Origin of the sequence: Pannus brasiliensis CCIBt3594, from assembly GCF_036688125.1 — a bacterium.
GTDB lineage: Bacteria > Cyanobacteriota > Cyanobacteriia > Cyanobacteriales > Microcystaceae > Pannus > Pannus brasiliensis.
In genome coordinates this window covers 16,535-33,797 of record NZ_JBAFSM010000028.1, presented here as the reverse complement: position 1 = coordinate 33,797, position 17,263 = coordinate 16,535, and the positions used below count along the sequence as shown (strand labels likewise).

General features: G+C 51.2%; 12 protein-coding genes. 2 read left to right on the top strand and 10 right to left on the bottom strand.

Annotated features, from left to right (window positions below):
- Positions 1–16 precede the first annotated feature (16 nt).
- A complete protein-coding gene (locus tag V0288_RS14840) occupies positions 17–1,192 on the bottom strand; it encodes an esterase-like activity of phytase family protein (RefSeq protein WP_332865902.1) in 1,176 nt (391 codons plus the stop codon).
- A 54-nt stretch (positions 1,193–1,246) separates the two neighbouring features.
- Between V0288_RS14840 and V0288_RS14835 the strand changes: the two genes are divergently transcribed.
- Complete coding sequence (locus tag V0288_RS14835) at positions 1,247–2,452, top strand: tetratricopeptide repeat protein (protein ID WP_332865901.1); 1,206 nt, start codon at positions 1,247–1,249, stop codon at positions 2,450–2,452.
- A gap of 79 nt (positions 2,453–2,531) precedes the next feature.
- Here V0288_RS14835 and V0288_RS14830 read toward each other — a convergent pair whose 3' ends face one another.
- The 9 genes from V0288_RS14830 to V0288_RS14790 all read right to left on the bottom strand — a co-directional run bounded on the left by V0288_RS14830 (position 2,532) and on the right by V0288_RS14790 (position 16,009).
- A complete protein-coding gene (locus tag V0288_RS14830) occupies positions 2,532–3,617 on the bottom strand; it encodes a chemotaxis protein CheW (RefSeq protein WP_332865900.1) in 1,086 nt (361 codons plus the stop codon).
- A gap of 59 nt (positions 3,618–3,676) precedes the next feature.
- A complete protein-coding gene (locus V0288_RS14825; RefSeq protein WP_332865899.1) occupies positions 3,677–5,233 on the bottom strand; it encodes a CheR family methyltransferase in 1,557 nt (518 codons plus the stop codon).
- Between the two features lie 61 nt (positions 5,234–5,294).
- Complete coding sequence (gene cheB, locus V0288_RS14820) at positions 5,295–6,356, bottom strand: chemotaxis-specific protein-glutamate methyltransferase CheB (RefSeq protein ID WP_332865898.1); 1,062 nt, start codon at positions 6,354–6,356, stop codon at positions 5,295–5,297.
- 147 nt (positions 6,357–6,503) lie between these two features.
- On the bottom strand, positions 6,504–7,952 hold the full coding sequence (locus tag V0288_RS14815) for a methyl-accepting chemotaxis protein (protein WP_332865897.1): 1,449 nt from the start codon (positions 7,950–7,952) through the stop codon (positions 6,504–6,506).
- Between the two features lie 83 nt (positions 7,953–8,035).
- Complete coding sequence (locus V0288_RS14810; RefSeq protein WP_332865896.1) at positions 8,036–10,690, bottom strand: hybrid sensor histidine kinase/response regulator; 2,655 nt, start codon at positions 10,688–10,690, stop codon at positions 8,036–8,038.
- Between the two features lie 140 nt (positions 10,691–10,830).
- Positions 10,831–12,039, bottom strand: a complete 1,209-nt coding sequence (locus V0288_RS14805; protein WP_332865895.1) for a response regulator — start codon at positions 12,037–12,039, stop codon at positions 10,831–10,833.
- 886 nt (positions 12,040–12,925) lie between these two features.
- The gene (locus V0288_RS14800; RefSeq protein WP_332865894.1) at positions 12,926–14,011 is read right to left on the bottom strand and encodes a glycosyltransferase family 4 protein; all 1,086 of its coding nucleotides are present in this window, start codon (positions 14,009–14,011) and stop codon (positions 12,926–12,928) included.
- Positions 14,012–14,090: 79 nt separating this feature from the next.
- Positions 14,091–14,222, bottom strand: coding sequence for a hypothetical protein (locus V0288_RS14795; protein ID WP_332865893.1), 132 nt, complete (start codon positions 14,220–14,222; stop codon positions 14,091–14,093).
- Positions 14,186–16,009, bottom strand: coding sequence for a tetratricopeptide repeat protein (locus V0288_RS14790; protein WP_332865891.1), 1,824 nt, complete (start codon positions 16,007–16,009; stop codon positions 14,186–14,188). Before V0288_RS14790 ends, V0288_RS14795 begins: the two co-directional genes overlap by 37 nt.
- An 88-nt stretch (positions 16,010–16,097) precedes the next feature.
- Here V0288_RS14790 and lepB point away from each other — a divergent pair, with 88 nt between their 5' ends.
- Positions 16,098–17,198 (top strand): signal peptidase I, encoded by a 1,101-nt coding sequence (gene lepB, locus V0288_RS14785; protein WP_332865890.1) that lies wholly within the window; start codon positions 16,098–16,100, stop codon positions 17,196–17,198.
- The last annotated feature ends 65 nt before the right edge of the window (positions 17,199–17,263 follow it).

The window sequence follows — 17,263 nt, the reverse complement described above, 5'->3', positions numbered from 1 at the left end:
CGTGGTGAACTAATCCTTATTTCTCCTTGAGACGGAATAATAGAAATTGAGTGACTTGATCTTTCCGAAAATTATCATCGCTGACGAGAATTAACGATCGATCGCCCGAGGGTAGGCGCGGACCGATCGCCATCGCTTCGAGATTATCCAGATCGATGCCTAATGTTCCGAGATCGAGTAATAACTTCTTTTCTAGCGGTCGTACCTGTAAGGTTTCTAACTCTCCCGATAAACTGGTGATTTTCGAGGTATCGGTGGCGCTGGCGTTGACGACTTGGAACAGTTTCGCCCCGAATCCTTCGAGTCCGAAAGTTCTCTCTAAACTGAGAAAATATCCCTCTCTCTCTAGGGCGAGTAATTCCGTTAAACCGTGATAGATCGCGCTGTCCGGCGCCTCGTCGAGAAGGTATAAATGTTCGGCGACGAGGACGGGGGAACCGATCGGATCGATGACGTAGTGGAGGAGTCGAACCCGTCGATTTTCGATCGATTTTCCCGTCGGACTATCTTGCACTAACGCGCTCTCGTTGGCGGTAAACAGACGGAACGGATCGTCGGGGAGGGTACTAGTGATTCCTAACGTTAACGCTTCAAAACCGAGATTTTCCCGGATTCCCCGGCGATTCTCCGCGTCGGGGAGGAAACGGGTGGGAATGGCGAGGGGCGTTTTTACCTGTCCGGAGCGATCGAATTCGGCGATCGAGGGGGCGATTCCCTGTTTTACCGCGCCCTCGCTAGAGATAAAGAAGGTGTTTCGGGGGGAGAGGGCGATGCCTTCCGGGTCGATCGATCCCTTCGGATACGTCTCCCCATTGGCGTTTTTTAGCGTCGTAACGCCCTCGATCGACACTTTTTCGAGTTTTGTGCCATTAAGTTCTAAACGGGCGGTGTAGAAGCGCGCGGGGTTTCTTTCCGATCGATCGTCGGAGAGGAGGTAGAATCGATCGGTCTGTCGATCGCGGGTAATCGCGGAGATTCCCCCGACGCTCGTTCCTTGAAACTCTTCTTTCGGTAGTCGGTACTCGCCGAGAAATTCGACGGACAGGGGCAGAAACATCCGATCCTGTGCCATCACTCTGGGGGATGTCCCGCAGGCGACGAGGACGAGGGCTAGGATGGAGAGGAGGAAGCCCCGGAGAATCGGGAACCGAATTTTTCCCGCCGTCAGTCTGTTATAGAATCGATCGAACACGAAATTTCCCCTCGAAATAGTTTCCTTTTTAGATTGTAAAGTTCTCGTTCCTATATGAAACGTTTTTACCCGATTTTACTGCTCGCGCCGATTTTCTTTTCTTTCCCCGTCCTCGCGCAAACCCCCACCCCACCGAACCCGTTAGAAACGCCGGTACAGAATCCGATCGTACCCCTGAATCGGCCTCTCACCCCGGAGGAACGGCAGAAACTAACCGAATCTCTCGATAAACTCGACGCGGAAGCGCGGGCGAAATACGACGCGGGACTTTACCAAGAAGCTTTCCCTATCTGGTACGAGGAAATTAAACAGCGACGAGCGCTAGGGGACGTGGAAGAGGTAAAAGGGCTGGGAAGAGTGGGGTTAGCGGCGTGGGAACGCGATCGTACCGACGAGGTTAAATATATCAATCAACGCTTGAAAAACATTCAACAAAACGCGGAGACGGGGAAAAAAATGACCCCCGAATTACGGGCGGAGTTGGGAATCGCTTACGAACAGATCCGGGCGATCGATAGCGCCGTAACGATTTACGATCGGATTCTCGCCGACGCTAGAAAGGCGAACGATCCGGTGGCGATCGAGGCGAATTTAAGCAAACTCGGGGAATTACATTTGAAACGTTTCGACTATCAAAGAGCCGCCCCCGTTTACGAGGAACTGTTAGTCATCGCCCGAAGTCGGAACGATTCTTTACAGGAGGGGATTTATCTCCAGAAACTAGCGGAAATCTATCACGAATCCCTACAGCCCGCGAATGCCGCCAGAATCAAAGAAGAAATCGCCGAAAATTATTTACGGAATCAACAGCCTCAATTGATTCCCCCGATGAAAATTCTCATCGGTTTAGATTATCAAGCGCTCAACGATCCCAATAAAGCGAGTCAGAACTTTCAAGAAGCTTATTCCCTCGCTTTCGCCCTACAACAGTACGGAACCGCGGGAGAAGCGTTAGGAAGATTGGCGGAACTCTATCAAAAGTACGGGCAAACCGATTACGCGCTCCAGATCTATCAAGAAACGATCAAGGTTCACGAACTGGGTTATAATTATTACGGGTTAATGACGACCTACGATAAGATCGGGCAGATTTATCTCGATCGAAAAGATTACCGGCAGGCGATGAACGCTTTTCAAAAAGGTTCGGAATTGGCGCGGGCGATCCGTTATCGGGAGGAATATTTTCAAAATCAGATCGCGCGAGTCAATCAGGCGATGACTCAACCCCCGACGGAAGAAAAACCCGCGCCCTCTCCATGAGGCAGGAGTTAGGAGTTAGGGGGTAGGGGCGCGAGGCTCGCGCCCCTACGGTTTTTATTTTCGGAGAGAGAGCGAATTTTTAAACGGCTTCGTCTACCAGTAAACTGCCTCCGAGAATAATTTCGGTTAGGTTGACGAGTCCTAGCATTTTTTCCTGATAGGGGATAACTCCCTGTAGATAGCTTCGATCGATGTCGCTTTCTAGCGCGGACGCGTCCATGATTGTCTTGGGATCGAGCATGAAAATGTCTTGAATGGTGTCGATTAAGAGTCCCGCGGTGATTCCCTCGACGTTGACGATTACCGCTTTGGTGTTTTTCGCGTGGATCGATCGAGGGAGGTTAAATAAACTCCGGATATCGATCAGGGTAACGATTTCCCCCCGGAGGTTAATATTACCGATGATGAACGGGGGACTACAGGGAACGATCGTCACTCGATCGAAGGTAATAAACTCCTGAATTAAGGATAGATCGATGCCGAAAAATTCCTGATTGAGCGAGAAAACGGCGACGGGTTTTAATCCCGTTATATCTTTTAGTTTGAGTTCCTGACGTAAACTTTCCGCGCGTTTTTGGAGAACTTTCCGTTCGTAGGGAGTGGCGGAGGGGAAGAAGATCGGCGATTTGGGTGATTCCGGGGTTTCGGGTTTCGGGCGATCGCTCTCCGCCGGAATTTCCAAATCGTCTAGAATAAGTGTATCCAGATCGAGATCTAAATTCAGTTCTTGCGCGTCCACGTACCGGAGGAGGGATTCGAGATCGAGCAGTAATAAAACCCGATCGTCTTCTTGCAGAAAACCGCCGATAAATTTTTCCTGTTTGAAATCTAATAACGGATGATCGTGAGAGAGTTCGGGAGTGATCACTTCACTATCGATCGATTTCACCGTTTGGACTCGATCGGTAACGATGCCGATCGTGATTTCCTGCCAATTGAGAACGATTATACTGTTATTTAATGAATAATTAACGGCGGTATAACCGAAGCGTAAATTGAGATCCATGATCGGAACGATTTTTCCCCGAACATTGATCGTCCCGATAATATCCGCGGGAGCCTCGGGAATCGGGGTGATCTCCGGGAGTAAAAAGACCTCTTGAACGGCGGTAGCGGGAACCCCGTAGTGAAGGTTATTGTGGGTAAAGGTAAGGTAGTAGTTCATGATAATCGTCCTCGGTAATACTGGGGAAATACGGGCGTAGAAAAACTCTACAGCGAGAATCAAAGAGAGTTTTCTAGTTCTAGAATTAAGGCTTCCACGGAGACATTATCTAGCTCGGCGATTTTGTTTTCTTTCGGTAGGCGTTGGAGAATTTTTAAGGCGGATTGTTGCATTTTACTCGCTCGCTGAAAGTCTCCTTCCCGTTGGTATAAGGTGGCTAGATTCACGTAGGCGGCTACCCCGTCCGGTTCTAGATAGATCACGGTTTTTAAGGCTTTTTTCGCTTCCTCGAAATTATTCTGTTCTTCCTCGATGTGAGCGATAAGATAGTGAGGATCGCAGGAAAAGTTATTTAATTTCATCGCCGATCGACACCATTGCCGAGCTTGATCGTAGTTGCCGAGATTCGCCTGTAATTCGGCCATGAGGTAATTCGATCGAAAATGATCGGGCGATCGTTTGAGGATTTGCTCTAATTTCGTTTTCGCTAAATGGTACGATTTCGTTTTAAATAACTTTTCTACTTCCGCGAGGAGATCGTTTTGCTCGGAAGTTTTTCCCGCGGGAGTGACGGGAGCGGGATTCGCTTTCGGGGGGTGAATGGGAGTGGTTTTCGGGGGTGTGGGAAGTGGGAGCGGTGTTACTACTGTCGCGCTTATCGGAGTGTTTACACTCGGCGCGGAAAAGACCGGCGAAACTTCTAGCGGGGGAGGTTCGGGTTTAAAAGATCGACTGGCAACCGGTTGATTACTCAGATGGCTATATTCACCCCCGCGACGTTGATAAACGATCGATTCGGGAAAGAGTTTCGCTTGAAAGGCTTTAACGTGGTGGTTGGCGAGTTCCGCGTGGCCGGTGAGCAGATATCCGTTCGGTTTGAGGGTATTAAAGAACTTTTCCACTACCTCGGCGATCGCTTTATCGGTAAAATAGATAAAAACGTTACGACAGATGATTAAATCCATATCCCGTAAATCGGAATTCAACCGGGGAAACGGATCGCGGGTTAAATTCACCTGTTGAAATCGAACCAACGGGCGAATCTCCTCGCCGAGTTGATAGTAACCCGCCGCGTTTTTAAAATACCGAGCTTTAATATCATCTTCCACTTGCCGGAAAGACCAAGTATTATAACAGCCTTTTCTGCCGTGATCTAAAGATTCCCGGTTAATATCGATGCCTAATATGGTGAGATGCCAATTGACTAGATCGGGAATTAATTCTTTTAATAAAATGGCGATCGAGTAAGGTTCCTGTCCGGTAGAACAGCCCGCGCTACAGATCCGGAGCGATCTCGTTCTCTGGTTACGGCGGATCAGTTCCGGCAATAGAGTGTTTTGGAGTAGGGAAAATTGACCTTTATCCCGAAAGAAATAACTTTCTCGGTTGGTGATCAAACAGACAAATTTTTGCCATTCCTCTTCACTTTCGGGAGTGGTATTCGCGAGTAAATTATAGTAAGCTTGCGGGGAAGCTAACTTTAAAGCTTTAATGCGGGTGAAAATATTATCGCCCATCGAGCCGTAGTTTTGCGCCCGAATTTCGATTCCTGTTTGTCGGGCGATTATTTCGACGAAATCTTCCCGTAAACTCTGTGAAATGGTTTCATTAATCATCGCTTTTCACTCCCAAATACTTATCCGTAAAAGGTTTTATGGCATGGTTCTATTACATAACTTATGACATAATCTCTAAAAGTTTCGGGCCGATTTCCGACAAGGATAGAATCGCTTTGGTCGCTCCTAATCGGATCGCTTCCTGGGGCATTCCGAAAACGACCGAACTTTCCTCGTTTTGGGCGATCGTGTAACCGCCTTTCTGTTTAATCGTTAAAAGGCCGGCCGCCCCGTCTCTACCCATTCCCGAAAGGAGAATCCCCAATACGGTCGATCGATAGTACCCGGCGACACTTTGAAATAGGACGGTAGCGGAAGGACAATGACCGTCTACGAGAGGGCCGTCCACGCAATAGAAACGACCCTGCGCGTCGATTTGTAAGTGTTGTCGTTCCGGGGGAAAATAAATCGTTCCTCTTTCCGGACTGTCTCCGGTTTTGGCGATCTCGATGCGCGGTCGGCAAGTTTGTCTCAGCCAATCGAGAAAACCGTTTAAAAACCCTTTACTAATGTGTTGCACACAGAGAATCGGTAGGGGAAAATCGGCCGGGAGATGGTGCAGGATTTCCTGAAAAGCTTGGGGTCCGCCGGTGGAAGCACCGATCGCCACCACTCTTATCGAATGCGGTAGGGGACCGGTTTTCGCGGTGGGGGTTACTTTGACCGGGGTGGATTGAGTTTTAATCGCCAAGGTCGCGCCTTTATTGCGTTTGGTAAAAACCTTAACCCCCGCTAACACCCGGATTTTAGTTAATAGTTTTTCGGTTAACTGTTCGTATTCCTCGATCTGTCCGCTTCGGGGTTTGGGAAAAACATCCACCGCGCCCGCGTCTAACAGTTGAAAGACGTTATTTTTATCCTCGTCCTGCACGCAGGCGCTCACGACTAAAATCGGTTTCGGACTGCGTTCCATGATATTTTGGGTCAACTCCAGCCCGTTCATCTTCGGCATCAGGAGATCGGTACAGATCACGTCCGGTTTGACTTTCGGTATCATTTCCAACGCGTCCACGCCGGTGCGCGCCGTCCCGACCACCTTCATATCTTCCGCCGACGAGATCATCCGGGTGAGGATCGTGGTGGCGACCGGGGAATCTTCTACTAATAGGACTCGGATAGTCATAGCTTTACAGGAGGCAGGAGGCAGGAGGAGGGAGACCGTAGGGTGGATTAGCGAAGTGTAATCCACCAAATCTACCGAAAAACGAAGCGTAATCCACCGAAAAACAGGAGGGTAGGAACGATCGAGAAATGGTTCCTACCCGTTGCTTTAGACGATCGCTTCGAGGTTTTTCGCGGTGTGGGATAACTGGCTAGTTCCGGCTTTCACTTGGGTTAAGCTGGCGGCGGTTTGTTGCGCGCCTTGGTTGATGCTGTCCATCGCTTGCAGAACCTGTTGAACCGCTTTACCCTGTTGACGGATATTCAACACGATCTGCTGGTTGTTCATCGCCACGTTATTGATCGATTCCAACACACCCGAGAACGCGTTGGCGGTACGTTCCGTGACCGATAACCCGGCGTTAACCGTTTTCGTCCCTTCATCCGTCACCATAACCGTGGTATTGATGGCGTTTTGAATGTCGGAAACGAGTGTACCGATGTTAACGGCGGATTGACGGCTCTGATCGGCGAGTTTGCGGATTTCTTCGGCGACGACCGCGAATCCTTTGCCGTGTTCGCCCGCTCGAACGGCTTCTACCGAGGCGTTGAGGGCTAACATATTGGTTTGTTGGGACAGATCGCTAACCACGGAAGAAATATTGCCGATCTGGTTGGTTTGTTCCGAGAGACGGACGATCTGATCGGCGATCGCCGCGACTTTGTTTTTCAGGTCGATCATCGTGGCCACGGTTTCCTCTACGGATTGATTTCCGTTATCGGCCAACTGGAGAACTTCCTGAGCGGCTTGAGCGGCGGATTCAGCCTGTTCTTCCGATTGACGGGAAGACGCGCCCAACTCGTCCATCGTGGTGGTGGTTTCACTAACCGAAGCGGCCTGTAAGTTCGCGGTGCGTTCCTGTTCTTCCATCGTGGCGGCGATTTCCGAGGCCGAGGAGGTGATTTCCACGACCGCTTTTTTCACGTCGTCGGTGATCTTGCTCGCGATCATATTGCCGAGAATCACGGAGACCACACCGCCCCCGAATAAACCCAAAAGAGTGATCGCGATAGCGATCGTGGTGATCATGGTTTGCACTCGTTCTTTTTCGACGAGAATCTCTTCCTGGCGTTTGAGCATCGCGTCTTTGACTTTATCGAGCGATGTCATATCTAACTCGGCGATGAGGGGCATCGCTTTCCCTACCTGACCAGCTTTAATCAATTGCATCGCCTGATCGCCGGCCGTTTTCCGAGCGTCGATCTCTTTCAATAATTTTTCCCAAGAGATTTTCTGTTGCGGGTCGTGGATCTGGTCTCCCATCGCGCTGGTGGCATCATCGATCTGCTCTACGCCCGTGGCATAAGATGCGGGATAAACATCATTTTTCGGAAATAGGGCGGCACCCCGCACCGATCGCACCATCCGGGACGCGCCCATCACGGTTTCTCGAACATTATCGATCACGCGGTTGGCACGGGCCAGATCGTTGGCCGCGTCGCTATCGATTTTGAGAACGACACCGATCGTCACGGCGAAGAGGGTTAAAATGCCCAGGGGAACGGCATAGCCTTTGAGGATACGGGCTTGTAATTTGTTGCTGTCGAGAATAGACATGATGGTAACTCCTTAAAAATTGCAGGAAAAGGAAAAACTTGTTGGGGGAAACGGGACAGAAAGGGAGGGGAAGAAAGCGAAAGCTACACCAGTCGATCGAGCGTTTCGATCAGCATTTCCTGGTTGAACTGATCCTTGACGATGTAGGCGTTGGCCCCGGCTTGCGCGCCTTTGCGTTTATCGGCCTCCGATGCCAGCGAGGTGACGAGGACGATCGGTAACTCCCGGTATTCGGGATGTTCGCGCACCTTGGAGGTAAAGCTCAAGCCGTTCATGTTGGGCATTTCCACGTCGGACACGATCGCGTCGAAGGTGCGGCCCGATCGCAGTTTGCTGTAGCCGTCCACGCCATCGACCGCGATCACCACCTCGTACCCGGCTTTTTCGAGGATGCGTTTTTCCTGGGTACGGACGGCGATCGAGTCTTCCACGAGGAGGATCACCGGTTTCTGTTGCGAGACGGGTTCCGCATCCAGCGCGTCGCCGTCTACCTCGGTCACGGCCTGCTGGAGTTTCCGCACCGATCGCATCAGATCGACCGGGTTGAGGATCATGCACACGTCGCCGGTTCCGAGAATGGTCGCGCCCATAACATTCCGCACCCGTTTGAGTAACTTACTCTGGGGCTTGATGACCACTTCCAGGACTTCTTGCAGGCGATCGACCTCGAAGGCGAGGGTTTGCCCGTCCACGTTCAGCAAGATCGCGGGAATAAAGCTCTGTTCCTGTTTCTGCCGTTGTTTCTGACCGGCTTGCACCGGGGCGGGCAGTTCGAGGATATCCGCCATTTTCACCAGCGGAACCGGCTTACCCTCGACGCTGATGGTCGGCTGTCCCTCTAGGGAATAGATGTCCGCGGGACGGATGAGCAGGTTTTTCTCGATCGATTCCAACGGGATCGCGTGGAGTAACCCCCGCACCTCGAACAGCAGGACGATCAGCGTGGCGACCGTACTCCGTAGTTGAATCCGGAAAACACAGCCCCGATCGGGATTGGATTCGATCTGAATATTCCCTTTCAGTCGTTCCACGTTCGTCCGCACGATGTCCAGACCGACCCCCCGACCGGAGATCTCGGTAATGAAGCCGCGGGTGGAGAAACCGGGCAGGAAGATGAGCGATCGCAGTTGGTTCGTCCCCATCGCGGCCAGTTCCTCCGGCCGGTAGAGTTTCCGTTTGATCGCCGTCTGTTTGATCTTCTCGATATCCAGACCGCGACCGTCGTCTCCCACCTCGATCACGATATTGCTACCGCTCTTGGTCGCCGTTAACCAAACTTTACCGACGGGGGGTTTCCCCAATTTTGCCCGATCGCGCGGGTCTTCGATCGCGTGATCCACCGCGTTCCGTAACAGGTGCAGGAGAGGATCTTTCATTTCCTCCAGAATCTGTTTATCTACGGTGATATTCCCGCCATCCATGACAAAATCGATCTCTTTACCCTCGTCCCGCGCGAGATCTCTAACCAGACGGGGGAAGAGAAGAAAAATGGTCGAGAGCGGTAAGAGGCGCAGGGTGCGGATCTTCTCGTCCAACTCTCTCGAAATCGAGTCCAGACGGGTATTGTTCTCCGCGACGCTCCCGTAAAGATAATGAATGATATTGTCGAGTTTTTCCTCGGTAGCCTTTTCCCGTCCCGCGGAATCGCCTTTTTTCTTGGTTTTCCAAGTGTTCCAGGTACGGATCAGATCTTGAATCCTCGCGCCGGTGTGGGCCAGACGGGTTTTCGTCACCGTTAACTCACCGGTATGGGTCATCAACGCGTCGAGATAGCGCATGGGAACCCGGATCGTGTCCAGACGCGCCATATCTCCCAAACCGATCGCGGGAGTGTCGGAACCCGCGGGCCGATTTTCACTCTTGTCGGCGGTTTCATGGCTTCCCCGGACGAGGTTCGTCAGTTTCTCTAGATCGTCTAGCGTTTTCTGTAAATTAACCGCCGAGGGTTCCCCGGTTAGGGCTTCCCGCACGAGGTCGCCGATCGCGTCGATCGCTTGATGGAGCGGTGAGGACACTTCCGGATATTTCACCCGCGAGGCTTTCAGCGCTTCCAGTACCGTTTCGACTTTATGGATCAGGGCTTCCAGGTATTCCTGACCGACGATCCGCGAATCTAGCTCGAAACTCTGGGATTCGCTTAATAGCTCCTCTAGGGAGGCTCGATCGTCCGGGTGCTGATCGAGAACGATTAACCCGGATTGCAGTTTAGTGAGATGTTCCTCGCTGGAAATCTTGTAGATATCGCGAAGATCCGCGTCCTCGATGAATAGGGAACGATGGCCGTTTTTCGGTTTCCCGTTGCCGTTGCCGTCGCGGGAACGTTCCTCGATCGAGGGGGAGACGGCCGCGGTCTCCATCGCCGGTAAAATCTCGCTCAGACGACTGAGTAATTGGTTCGCGTCAACGTGACTCGGTTCGTCGGTGACGGCTTCATGGACTAATTTACCCAACGCGCCGACGGTTTCGTACATCGCTTGACCGATCGATCTCGACCAGGCCAGTTGATTATTTTTAATCCGTCCGAGAATTTCTTCTAAACGGTGGGCGAGGGTTTCTACTTTTTTCACCCCGATCACCCGCGAGTCTCCTTTGAGGCTGTGGGCTTCCCGGAGTAGATTTTGCAGAAGCTCGATATTGTTGGGATCTTTCTCTAGGGATAATAATCCGGCTTCTAGGTTCTGGACGTGTTCCGCCCCCGAAACCTGATAGATTTCCCGTAACTCTCGATCTTCAATCATGGCTGTTTTCTCATCACGAAACGACTCAAGGAGGGGTCAAGGAATATCCCGAAAATTTCGCTTCGGTCCGGGAGATTCGCGGATCGGAGGTTTTTCTAAGAGTGAAATTGTCCTTTTCCTGTTGGACGGGATACCCCGTATTAACTACGTCCGAAGACACCGACTGCCTGGGGTAGATAGGTTTCGATCAACCGGATCAAGGTTCCGGCCTCGGCGGGTTTACTGATAAAGTCATTGGCCCCGGCTAATTTGGCGCGGGTGCGATCGATCGAGCTATCCTGCGCGGTGAGGATAATAATCGGTGTATGGCCGAATACCGGGGTTTCCCGTAAAAATTTGCAAATACTATAGCCGTTGGCGTTGGGCATATTCAGATCGAGCAGAATCAGATCGGGTTTTCGCTCGATTAACTGGCCGAAACCGGCCATCGGTTCCTGAATACTTAATACCTCGAAACCCGCGGGAGTGAGTATCGTTTTTAGGTTATGAATAACGATCGGACTATCATCGATACAGGCGATCAGGAACCGCGCTTTTCCGGACGCGGTTTGATTTCCGGTCGCGGGAACGCTCGCGCTCTCGAACTGGGAACTCTCCGTCACGGTGGACGCTGGAGCGGCTTCCTCGATGTCTTCCACGGGACAGGGTAAATCGGCCAGCTTTTTAAATTCCAGCAGTCCTTTTTCGTGCCAGGGTAGAAGGGATTTAGCGACTTTGATAACAGGTTGTTTTAACTGTAAGGCCACATCCCAGAGCGTGAATTGACCGTTGAGATATTTTTGTAAGTTGGGGTTCGGAATCGCCTTACCTTTTTCGGTTAACGTGGGCGCGGAACTGAGGCTGACACGCTCCAGACGCTCTCTCTCCCACTCGTAATGGATCTCGGTACTTTCGGTTAAGATGGGATGCACTTCCGGTAGGGATAAACTGAGAAAATAGGAAAAGGTGGATTTAGCCCGATCGCGCGCTTCCCAATGATATTCAACATTTTCGCCGAGCGCTAATTCGGTTAAACATTCCCGGACAACACTCCCGATCACCGCTTTGGCCTGTTCGAGAGGTAAGGTACTTTTCTTGATACCTTGATAGAGGAAATCGTATTCCCAGGGCTGGGTGTTGAGAATCTGTGTCGGAACCGCCCAATCGCGACCATGCTGGAAAATCGCCCGTTTCCAACGACGCATCCGATGGGATCGATCGACGATATATTGCAATCGTCCCGCCAACAAATAAAGAGTGACGGTATTGTCCCGCCAACGGAAAATCATCTCTCCCGTCGCTTTGTCTTGATGTAAGCGATCTAACTCTCGGGTTAAGCTGGCGATGAACGGATCGGGTGAGTGAGACATAATACCCTCTATCTTGAAGTCTCCAAGTTTTTCCGAACGGTTAACTATCGTATTTCTCCCCTCGATCGACTTTCTGGAGTGTGAAGCGATCGTCTCTGGATAGTAATAGTAAAGGGGGAGATCTTCTCGAAGGGTTTAGTCGAACACGATTTGAAAAGCGACTGGACAATCGAGAATTACATCGGCGTTCGGCTTTCTAGGAATAAGCGCGCGAACTCCTTCGATGACAGATCGAGTCATAACCAGGGTGTATTTCGTGCGGAACCTAGCGAATGTTAGACAGGAAGGGGAAAGTTAATTTTTTTTCTATGGCTAGTTTGGGTTTGGCTTCTGTCTTTTCTTTCTTCCTTCATTATAAAATCGGTTCGTGAGATAGCGAATAAACAAAATATAAAATTTATTTACCAGATCGCGGTTTTTCGACGAAAGGATATCTTAACTTTTTACAGAAATTAATACAACAACAAGCCTGTTTACGTGATATTACCGTTGTCAGAAAAGTTTTTTCTTTGATACAAAACACGATTCTCGCGAGATTCTTCATGGATTTCGCCTACAAATTTTTCGATCGATCGCGAAATCTAAACAAATGTAAAGATTTTTGGCGATCGTCATCGTGTTCGATAAAAATCTTTGGAAAACTTTACCCGCGTGCCGGTTGATCCCGATTTTCTAAGCGTCAAGAGCGGGGATAGGGGCGGGAGAGAAGGGGAAGGGGGAAGGGGGAAAGGCGGGATTCACCGAGTCAGAAGGAAAGAGAAGAAGTAAATACTTTTTAAAAGTGTAAAAATCGAAGTTTTGGGAAAATATTCTTAAAATCGTCAGTTTTAAGTTAAATTCTACTTTCAATTCTCACTCGGACGGGCAATATACTGAAGAGACGGTTTTAGAAATATCGATTCAAGATCTCCCCCGTCGCGAGCGCCGTTTTCTCCCAACTGAAAGCGCTCGCTCGCTCGATCCCGCGATCGCGTAACCTCGATCGAGTTTTTCCGTCCCCGGCCATTACCCGCATCGCTTCGGTAATCTCTTCCGTTCGGTAGGGGTTCACCAAAATCGCCGCATCTCCCGCCACTTCGGGCAAAGACGACAAATTTGAGGTAATCACCGGCGTACCGCAGGCCATCGCCTCTAAAACGGGCAATCCGAAGCCTTCCCAGAGACTCGGGAATACCAACGCGGTCGCCTGATTGAACACCCGCGGCAAGTCCGCGTAGGAAAGGTAATCGAGAAACTTCACCCGATCGCCCGCGCCCAGTTCCCGCGCCCGTCGTTGTAAGGTGGGAGTGTAACGTCGATCGAAGGCCCCGGCGATCCAGAGATGATGATCGCTCCCGCGATCGAGATCCGCGAAAGCCTCGATGAGACGGTCTAGGTTTTTGTAAGCGTTGGGACGACCGAGGTAGAGAAAATAGGGAATTTCCGGCTCGGGAACCTCGATCGGTCGAAAATGCTCCTTATCGTAAGCTAACGGGATCGGGGTGATCTTGCTTTCGGGAATCTTGAAAACCTCGATAATATCTCTCGCGGTGGCGTGAGAATTACAGAGAATATGTTCCGCCCGTTGTAATATTCCCGGCACTCGGTAGCGAAAATAGTAGGTGAGCGGGGACGTGGCGCTCGGGAAACGCAGGGGGATGAGATCGTGAACCATGACAACGAAACGACATCCCGCGTCGAGTGGCGCTTCGGGTAAGGGAGAAAATAAGAGATTCGCGTTTAATTCTCGGTAAATCCGCGGTAGTTGAAACTGTGTCCAGAGTAAACGCTTGAGATGGCCTTTCCCCCCTCGATCGGGCGCCATATCGTCCGGAATCGGGTAACAGGTAAAATCGGCACGGGGGATCGCGGTCAATAAGGTCGGATCGAGATTTTTGAGATAGGGCAGGATATTGAGAATGTAGGTGCTAATTCCCGTGGGTTTCGAGAAGATCACGGAAAGGTTAATCAGTAGGGGATGGGATTCTTTCACGAGGGTAGGTAGATGGGGAGATTTTTCGCCTTAAAGGGGAAGGGGAAAAGGGAAAAGAGCTTTCTTAACCCTTTCACCTTTACCCTGTCCACTTTACCCTGTCACCATTGGCCCTTTCACCTTTTCTCTCCCTCACCTCCTGCCTCCTGCCTCCTGACTCCTGCCTCCTGCCCCCTACCTTTCTTCTTGATATTTCGCAAGAATTTGCCAAAGAGTATCGTATCCGTTCGATCCGATCGCTTTAATGATTTCCGATCGCTCCGTTTCGAGTACCTTCTCGAATTCCTCCCCGCGCTGTCCCTTGAGAATGGTTAATAAACTGGCGGCCTGTCGCCACTCGATCGCGCCGATCTCGTGTAGCCAGTACATTCCCATCGCGCCGGTATAGATCGCGTCGGTGAAACGTCGATCCTGATAGTAGGCTTCGGCGAGATAGGTGAGGATTAAACCCTGTAGATAGAGATCGCCGTAATATTTCGCCGATTGTAAGCCCTCTAGAAGAATCTCGATCGCTTTTTCCGGCTGTTCGAGGATCACGTAAGCCATTCCCAGACTACTACAACAGAGCGATCGACTCTGCCCGTCCTGTAACCGCCCGGCTAATTTTAACCCCTGTTGTAGATACTCGATCGAGCGCTCGTACAGTTCCGGATCGGGTCGCTCCAACTGACTCGCTCGCTGTACCTCACTATAGCCCAAATTCGCCAGCGCGTTCGCCTGACCGAGACTATCGCCGTACTGACGACCGAGAATTAAGGCTCTCTGGCTTAAATCGATCGCTTCCGCGTGATTTTTGCCGAGTGCCTGTAGTCGCGCTAGATGGTTGAGATTGGCTACCTCGCAGGGTCGATCGTTCGCCTCCCGCGCGATCTCTAAAGCCTGTCGGTGGAATTCGATCGCCTGGCGGTAATCTCCCCTCGCGCGGCTGGAATATCCCAATAACGTCAGGATTCGCGCCTTTTCCGTCGTGCCTTCCGCCGGTAGTAAGGGAATCGAGAGATAGTCCATCGCCTCTCGAAAATACGTCCCCGAAAACGAGGCGAAAATGCCCCCGTAGAGAGGGAAATAATCGCGCCGCGCGAAGGTGCGGAGAATTTGCAGGGTGATCTGAAAACAACCCCGACTATAGCGGGAATCGGCCGCCGCTCGATCGAAACCCATCGCCAAGCGCGACCAGAGAACCGCGAAGGTGAGAAACGTCGATATCGACAATCTAGCTCCCAGTTGCTCGCTATAGATCTGTCGATCGAAAAATTGAATCAATCCCCTCTGCAAGTACGGGAAAACGACGGCGGTTTCCACCCAATCGGTGAGGGTAAGCTCGCTCGTTAACGCGTCGAAAGACTCCCCGTCAGCGGTAGCCTGTAAAATTCGCTGTAACCAGGAAGATTCCAGCTTACTCGCCCACAAAGACCAGGGATTCGCCCGTTCATTCTTCGCGAACCCCAAACTCTCCCGCTCGTAAATCCAACCGGTGAGATCGCCGGAGAGTAGGGACCAACTTTTCAAACCGACGGTAATTCCCGTCACCAGTTGAAACAGATCCGCGTCAGAGCGCGCGCTGGCGATCGAGCGTAAATTATTCGATAGTTGACTTAATTGGTCGGCGGATAGCGCTTCCGGTTGATTGGGATCGATCAGGTACAGGAGAACTTGTAAACGCTCGTCCCTGTCCGCGTTGGCTAACCGATCGATCGCCCCCGTGGTAACGGTAGCCTGTTGGTTTTCTTTCTGCCATTTTTCCCATTCCGTCTCGATCGTTTCCAATGCCCGGAGAATCCGGCCCGCTTTCGTATTCCCGTCGGCTTTCGCTCGGTTGGTCTCCACGCGCTCGCTCAGACAACGCTCGAAAATTTCCCCCGTTCCGACTTCGATCCCTTCGGTTAAAAAACGATAGACTTGAGATTTAGAGCGGATCTTGCCCTCCAAAGTCAAGGCTACCACCCGATCGATCAAGTTTCCATAAATCTCTGACAAATTCTTGGAACTTTCTGTCATATTGACCGCTTCCCTCCCGTTCCCAGATCTATCATCGTTCCGAACCCCTTTTCTCCTCTTTTCTCGATACCTCACTATTCTAGTTTCTATGAACCGATTGTCCACTTCCGCCCTCCTTTCCGGACGACAAGAAGCGACCTCGATCGACAAAGATCCGTGGTTAGCCGTCAATCTCTCGATGTTTTTTCCCGGTCTCGGTCAGTGGTACGGGGGAAAAAGAATACAGGGAAGTATCTGGGCGCTCGCTCAACTATCATTAATTATTTTCACGCTCTGGTCGATTTTTAGCCCTCGGGGACAAATTATCGCCGGTTTATGGTCATTACTCGCTATAATCGTTCTCTATATCGTCAATATTTTCCACGCGCACCGAGCGGTTTACCTCGCGCGCGGCGATCGGAACCTCGAAAAAATCCCCCGTAAGCGGAAAAATCCCTGGTTCGCGGTGTTCGCCTCCCGCGTCCTCCCTGGATTGGGACATTTATACGGCGATCGGGTGATTGTAGGCATGATATTCCTCGCCGTCTCGATGATCTCCCTCCGTTTAGACGATTTTTTTGCCTCCCTGATTTTTTTAACGCCCGCTATCGGTTCGATCGCCACCTATCACGCGTACCATAGTTTCCCCCGGGAATTTCACCCCCACCGTAACACCTATCGATCGCTGTTAGCGCTGATGGTCGCCGTGACTTTCGGTTTCGGCACTCTCTGCAATTACTTTCCCGATTGGTTGTCTCGAAACCTGGAACTGTTCGAGATCCCTAGCGAGTCGATGTTTCCGACGCTCAAGATCGGCGATCGGGTATTCGTCAGCGAATCTTCCGGATATTACCCGCAACGAGGGGATATTGTCGTTTTTCACACTCCCGAAAAGCTCAAAAAACTCGCGCCCGACGCGGGAGAGTTCTTTATCAAACGGGTGATCGCGCTCGGTGGCGAGAGGGTGTCGCTCCGTCAAGGAAAAATTTATCTCAACGATCGACCTCTAGAAAAGGATTATACCCCTATGCCGGGTCAAGCCGATTTTCCCCCCGTCGTCGTTCCCCCCGGCTATCTTTTCGTGTTGGGAGACAATCGCTCGCAGAGTTTTGATTCTCGCTCGTGGGGTTTCCTTCCCGAAGATCACCTCGTTGGCCGGGCTTTCAAAATTTACTGGCCGCTCGATCGCGTCCGATCGCTTCTAGAGTAGGAGAAGGGGGAGGTGAGGGAGACGAGGGAGGTGAGGGGAATTTTTCGGGGAAAAACGGCCTCGCG

Excerpts from the sequence above, each read along its gene's own strand:
- V0288_RS14835 (WP_332865901.1), top strand. The coding sequence starts at position 1,247 with ATGAAACGTTTTTACCCGATTTTACTGCTCGCGCCGATTTTCTTTTCT.
- V0288_RS14830 (WP_332865900.1), bottom strand. The coding sequence starts at position 3,617 with ATGAACTACTACCTTACCTTTACCCACAATAACCTTCACTACGGGGTT.
- V0288_RS14825 (WP_332865899.1), bottom strand. The coding sequence starts at position 5,233 with ATGATTAATGAAACCATTTCACAGAGTTTACGGGAAGATTTCGTCGAA.
- cheB (WP_332865898.1), bottom strand. The coding sequence starts at position 6,356 with ATGACTATCCGAGTCCTATTAGTAGAAGATTCCCCGGTCGCCACCACG.
- V0288_RS14815 (WP_332865897.1), bottom strand. The coding sequence starts at position 7,952 with ATGTCTATTCTCGACAGCAACAAATTACAAGCCCGTATCCTCAAAGGC.
- V0288_RS14810 (WP_332865896.1), bottom strand. The coding sequence starts at position 10,690 with ATGATTGAAGATCGAGAGTTACGGGAAATCTATCAGGTTTCGGGGGCG.
- V0288_RS14805 (WP_332865895.1), bottom strand. The coding sequence starts at position 12,039 with ATGTCTCACTCACCCGATCCGTTCATCGCCAGCTTAACCCGAGAGTTA.
- V0288_RS14790 (WP_332865891.1), bottom strand. The coding sequence starts at position 16,009 with ATGACAGAAAGTTCCAAGAATTTGTCAGAGATTTATGGAAACTTGATC.
- lepB (WP_332865890.1), top strand. The coding sequence starts at position 16,098 with ATGAACCGATTGTCCACTTCCGCCCTCCTTTCCGGACGACAAGAAGCG.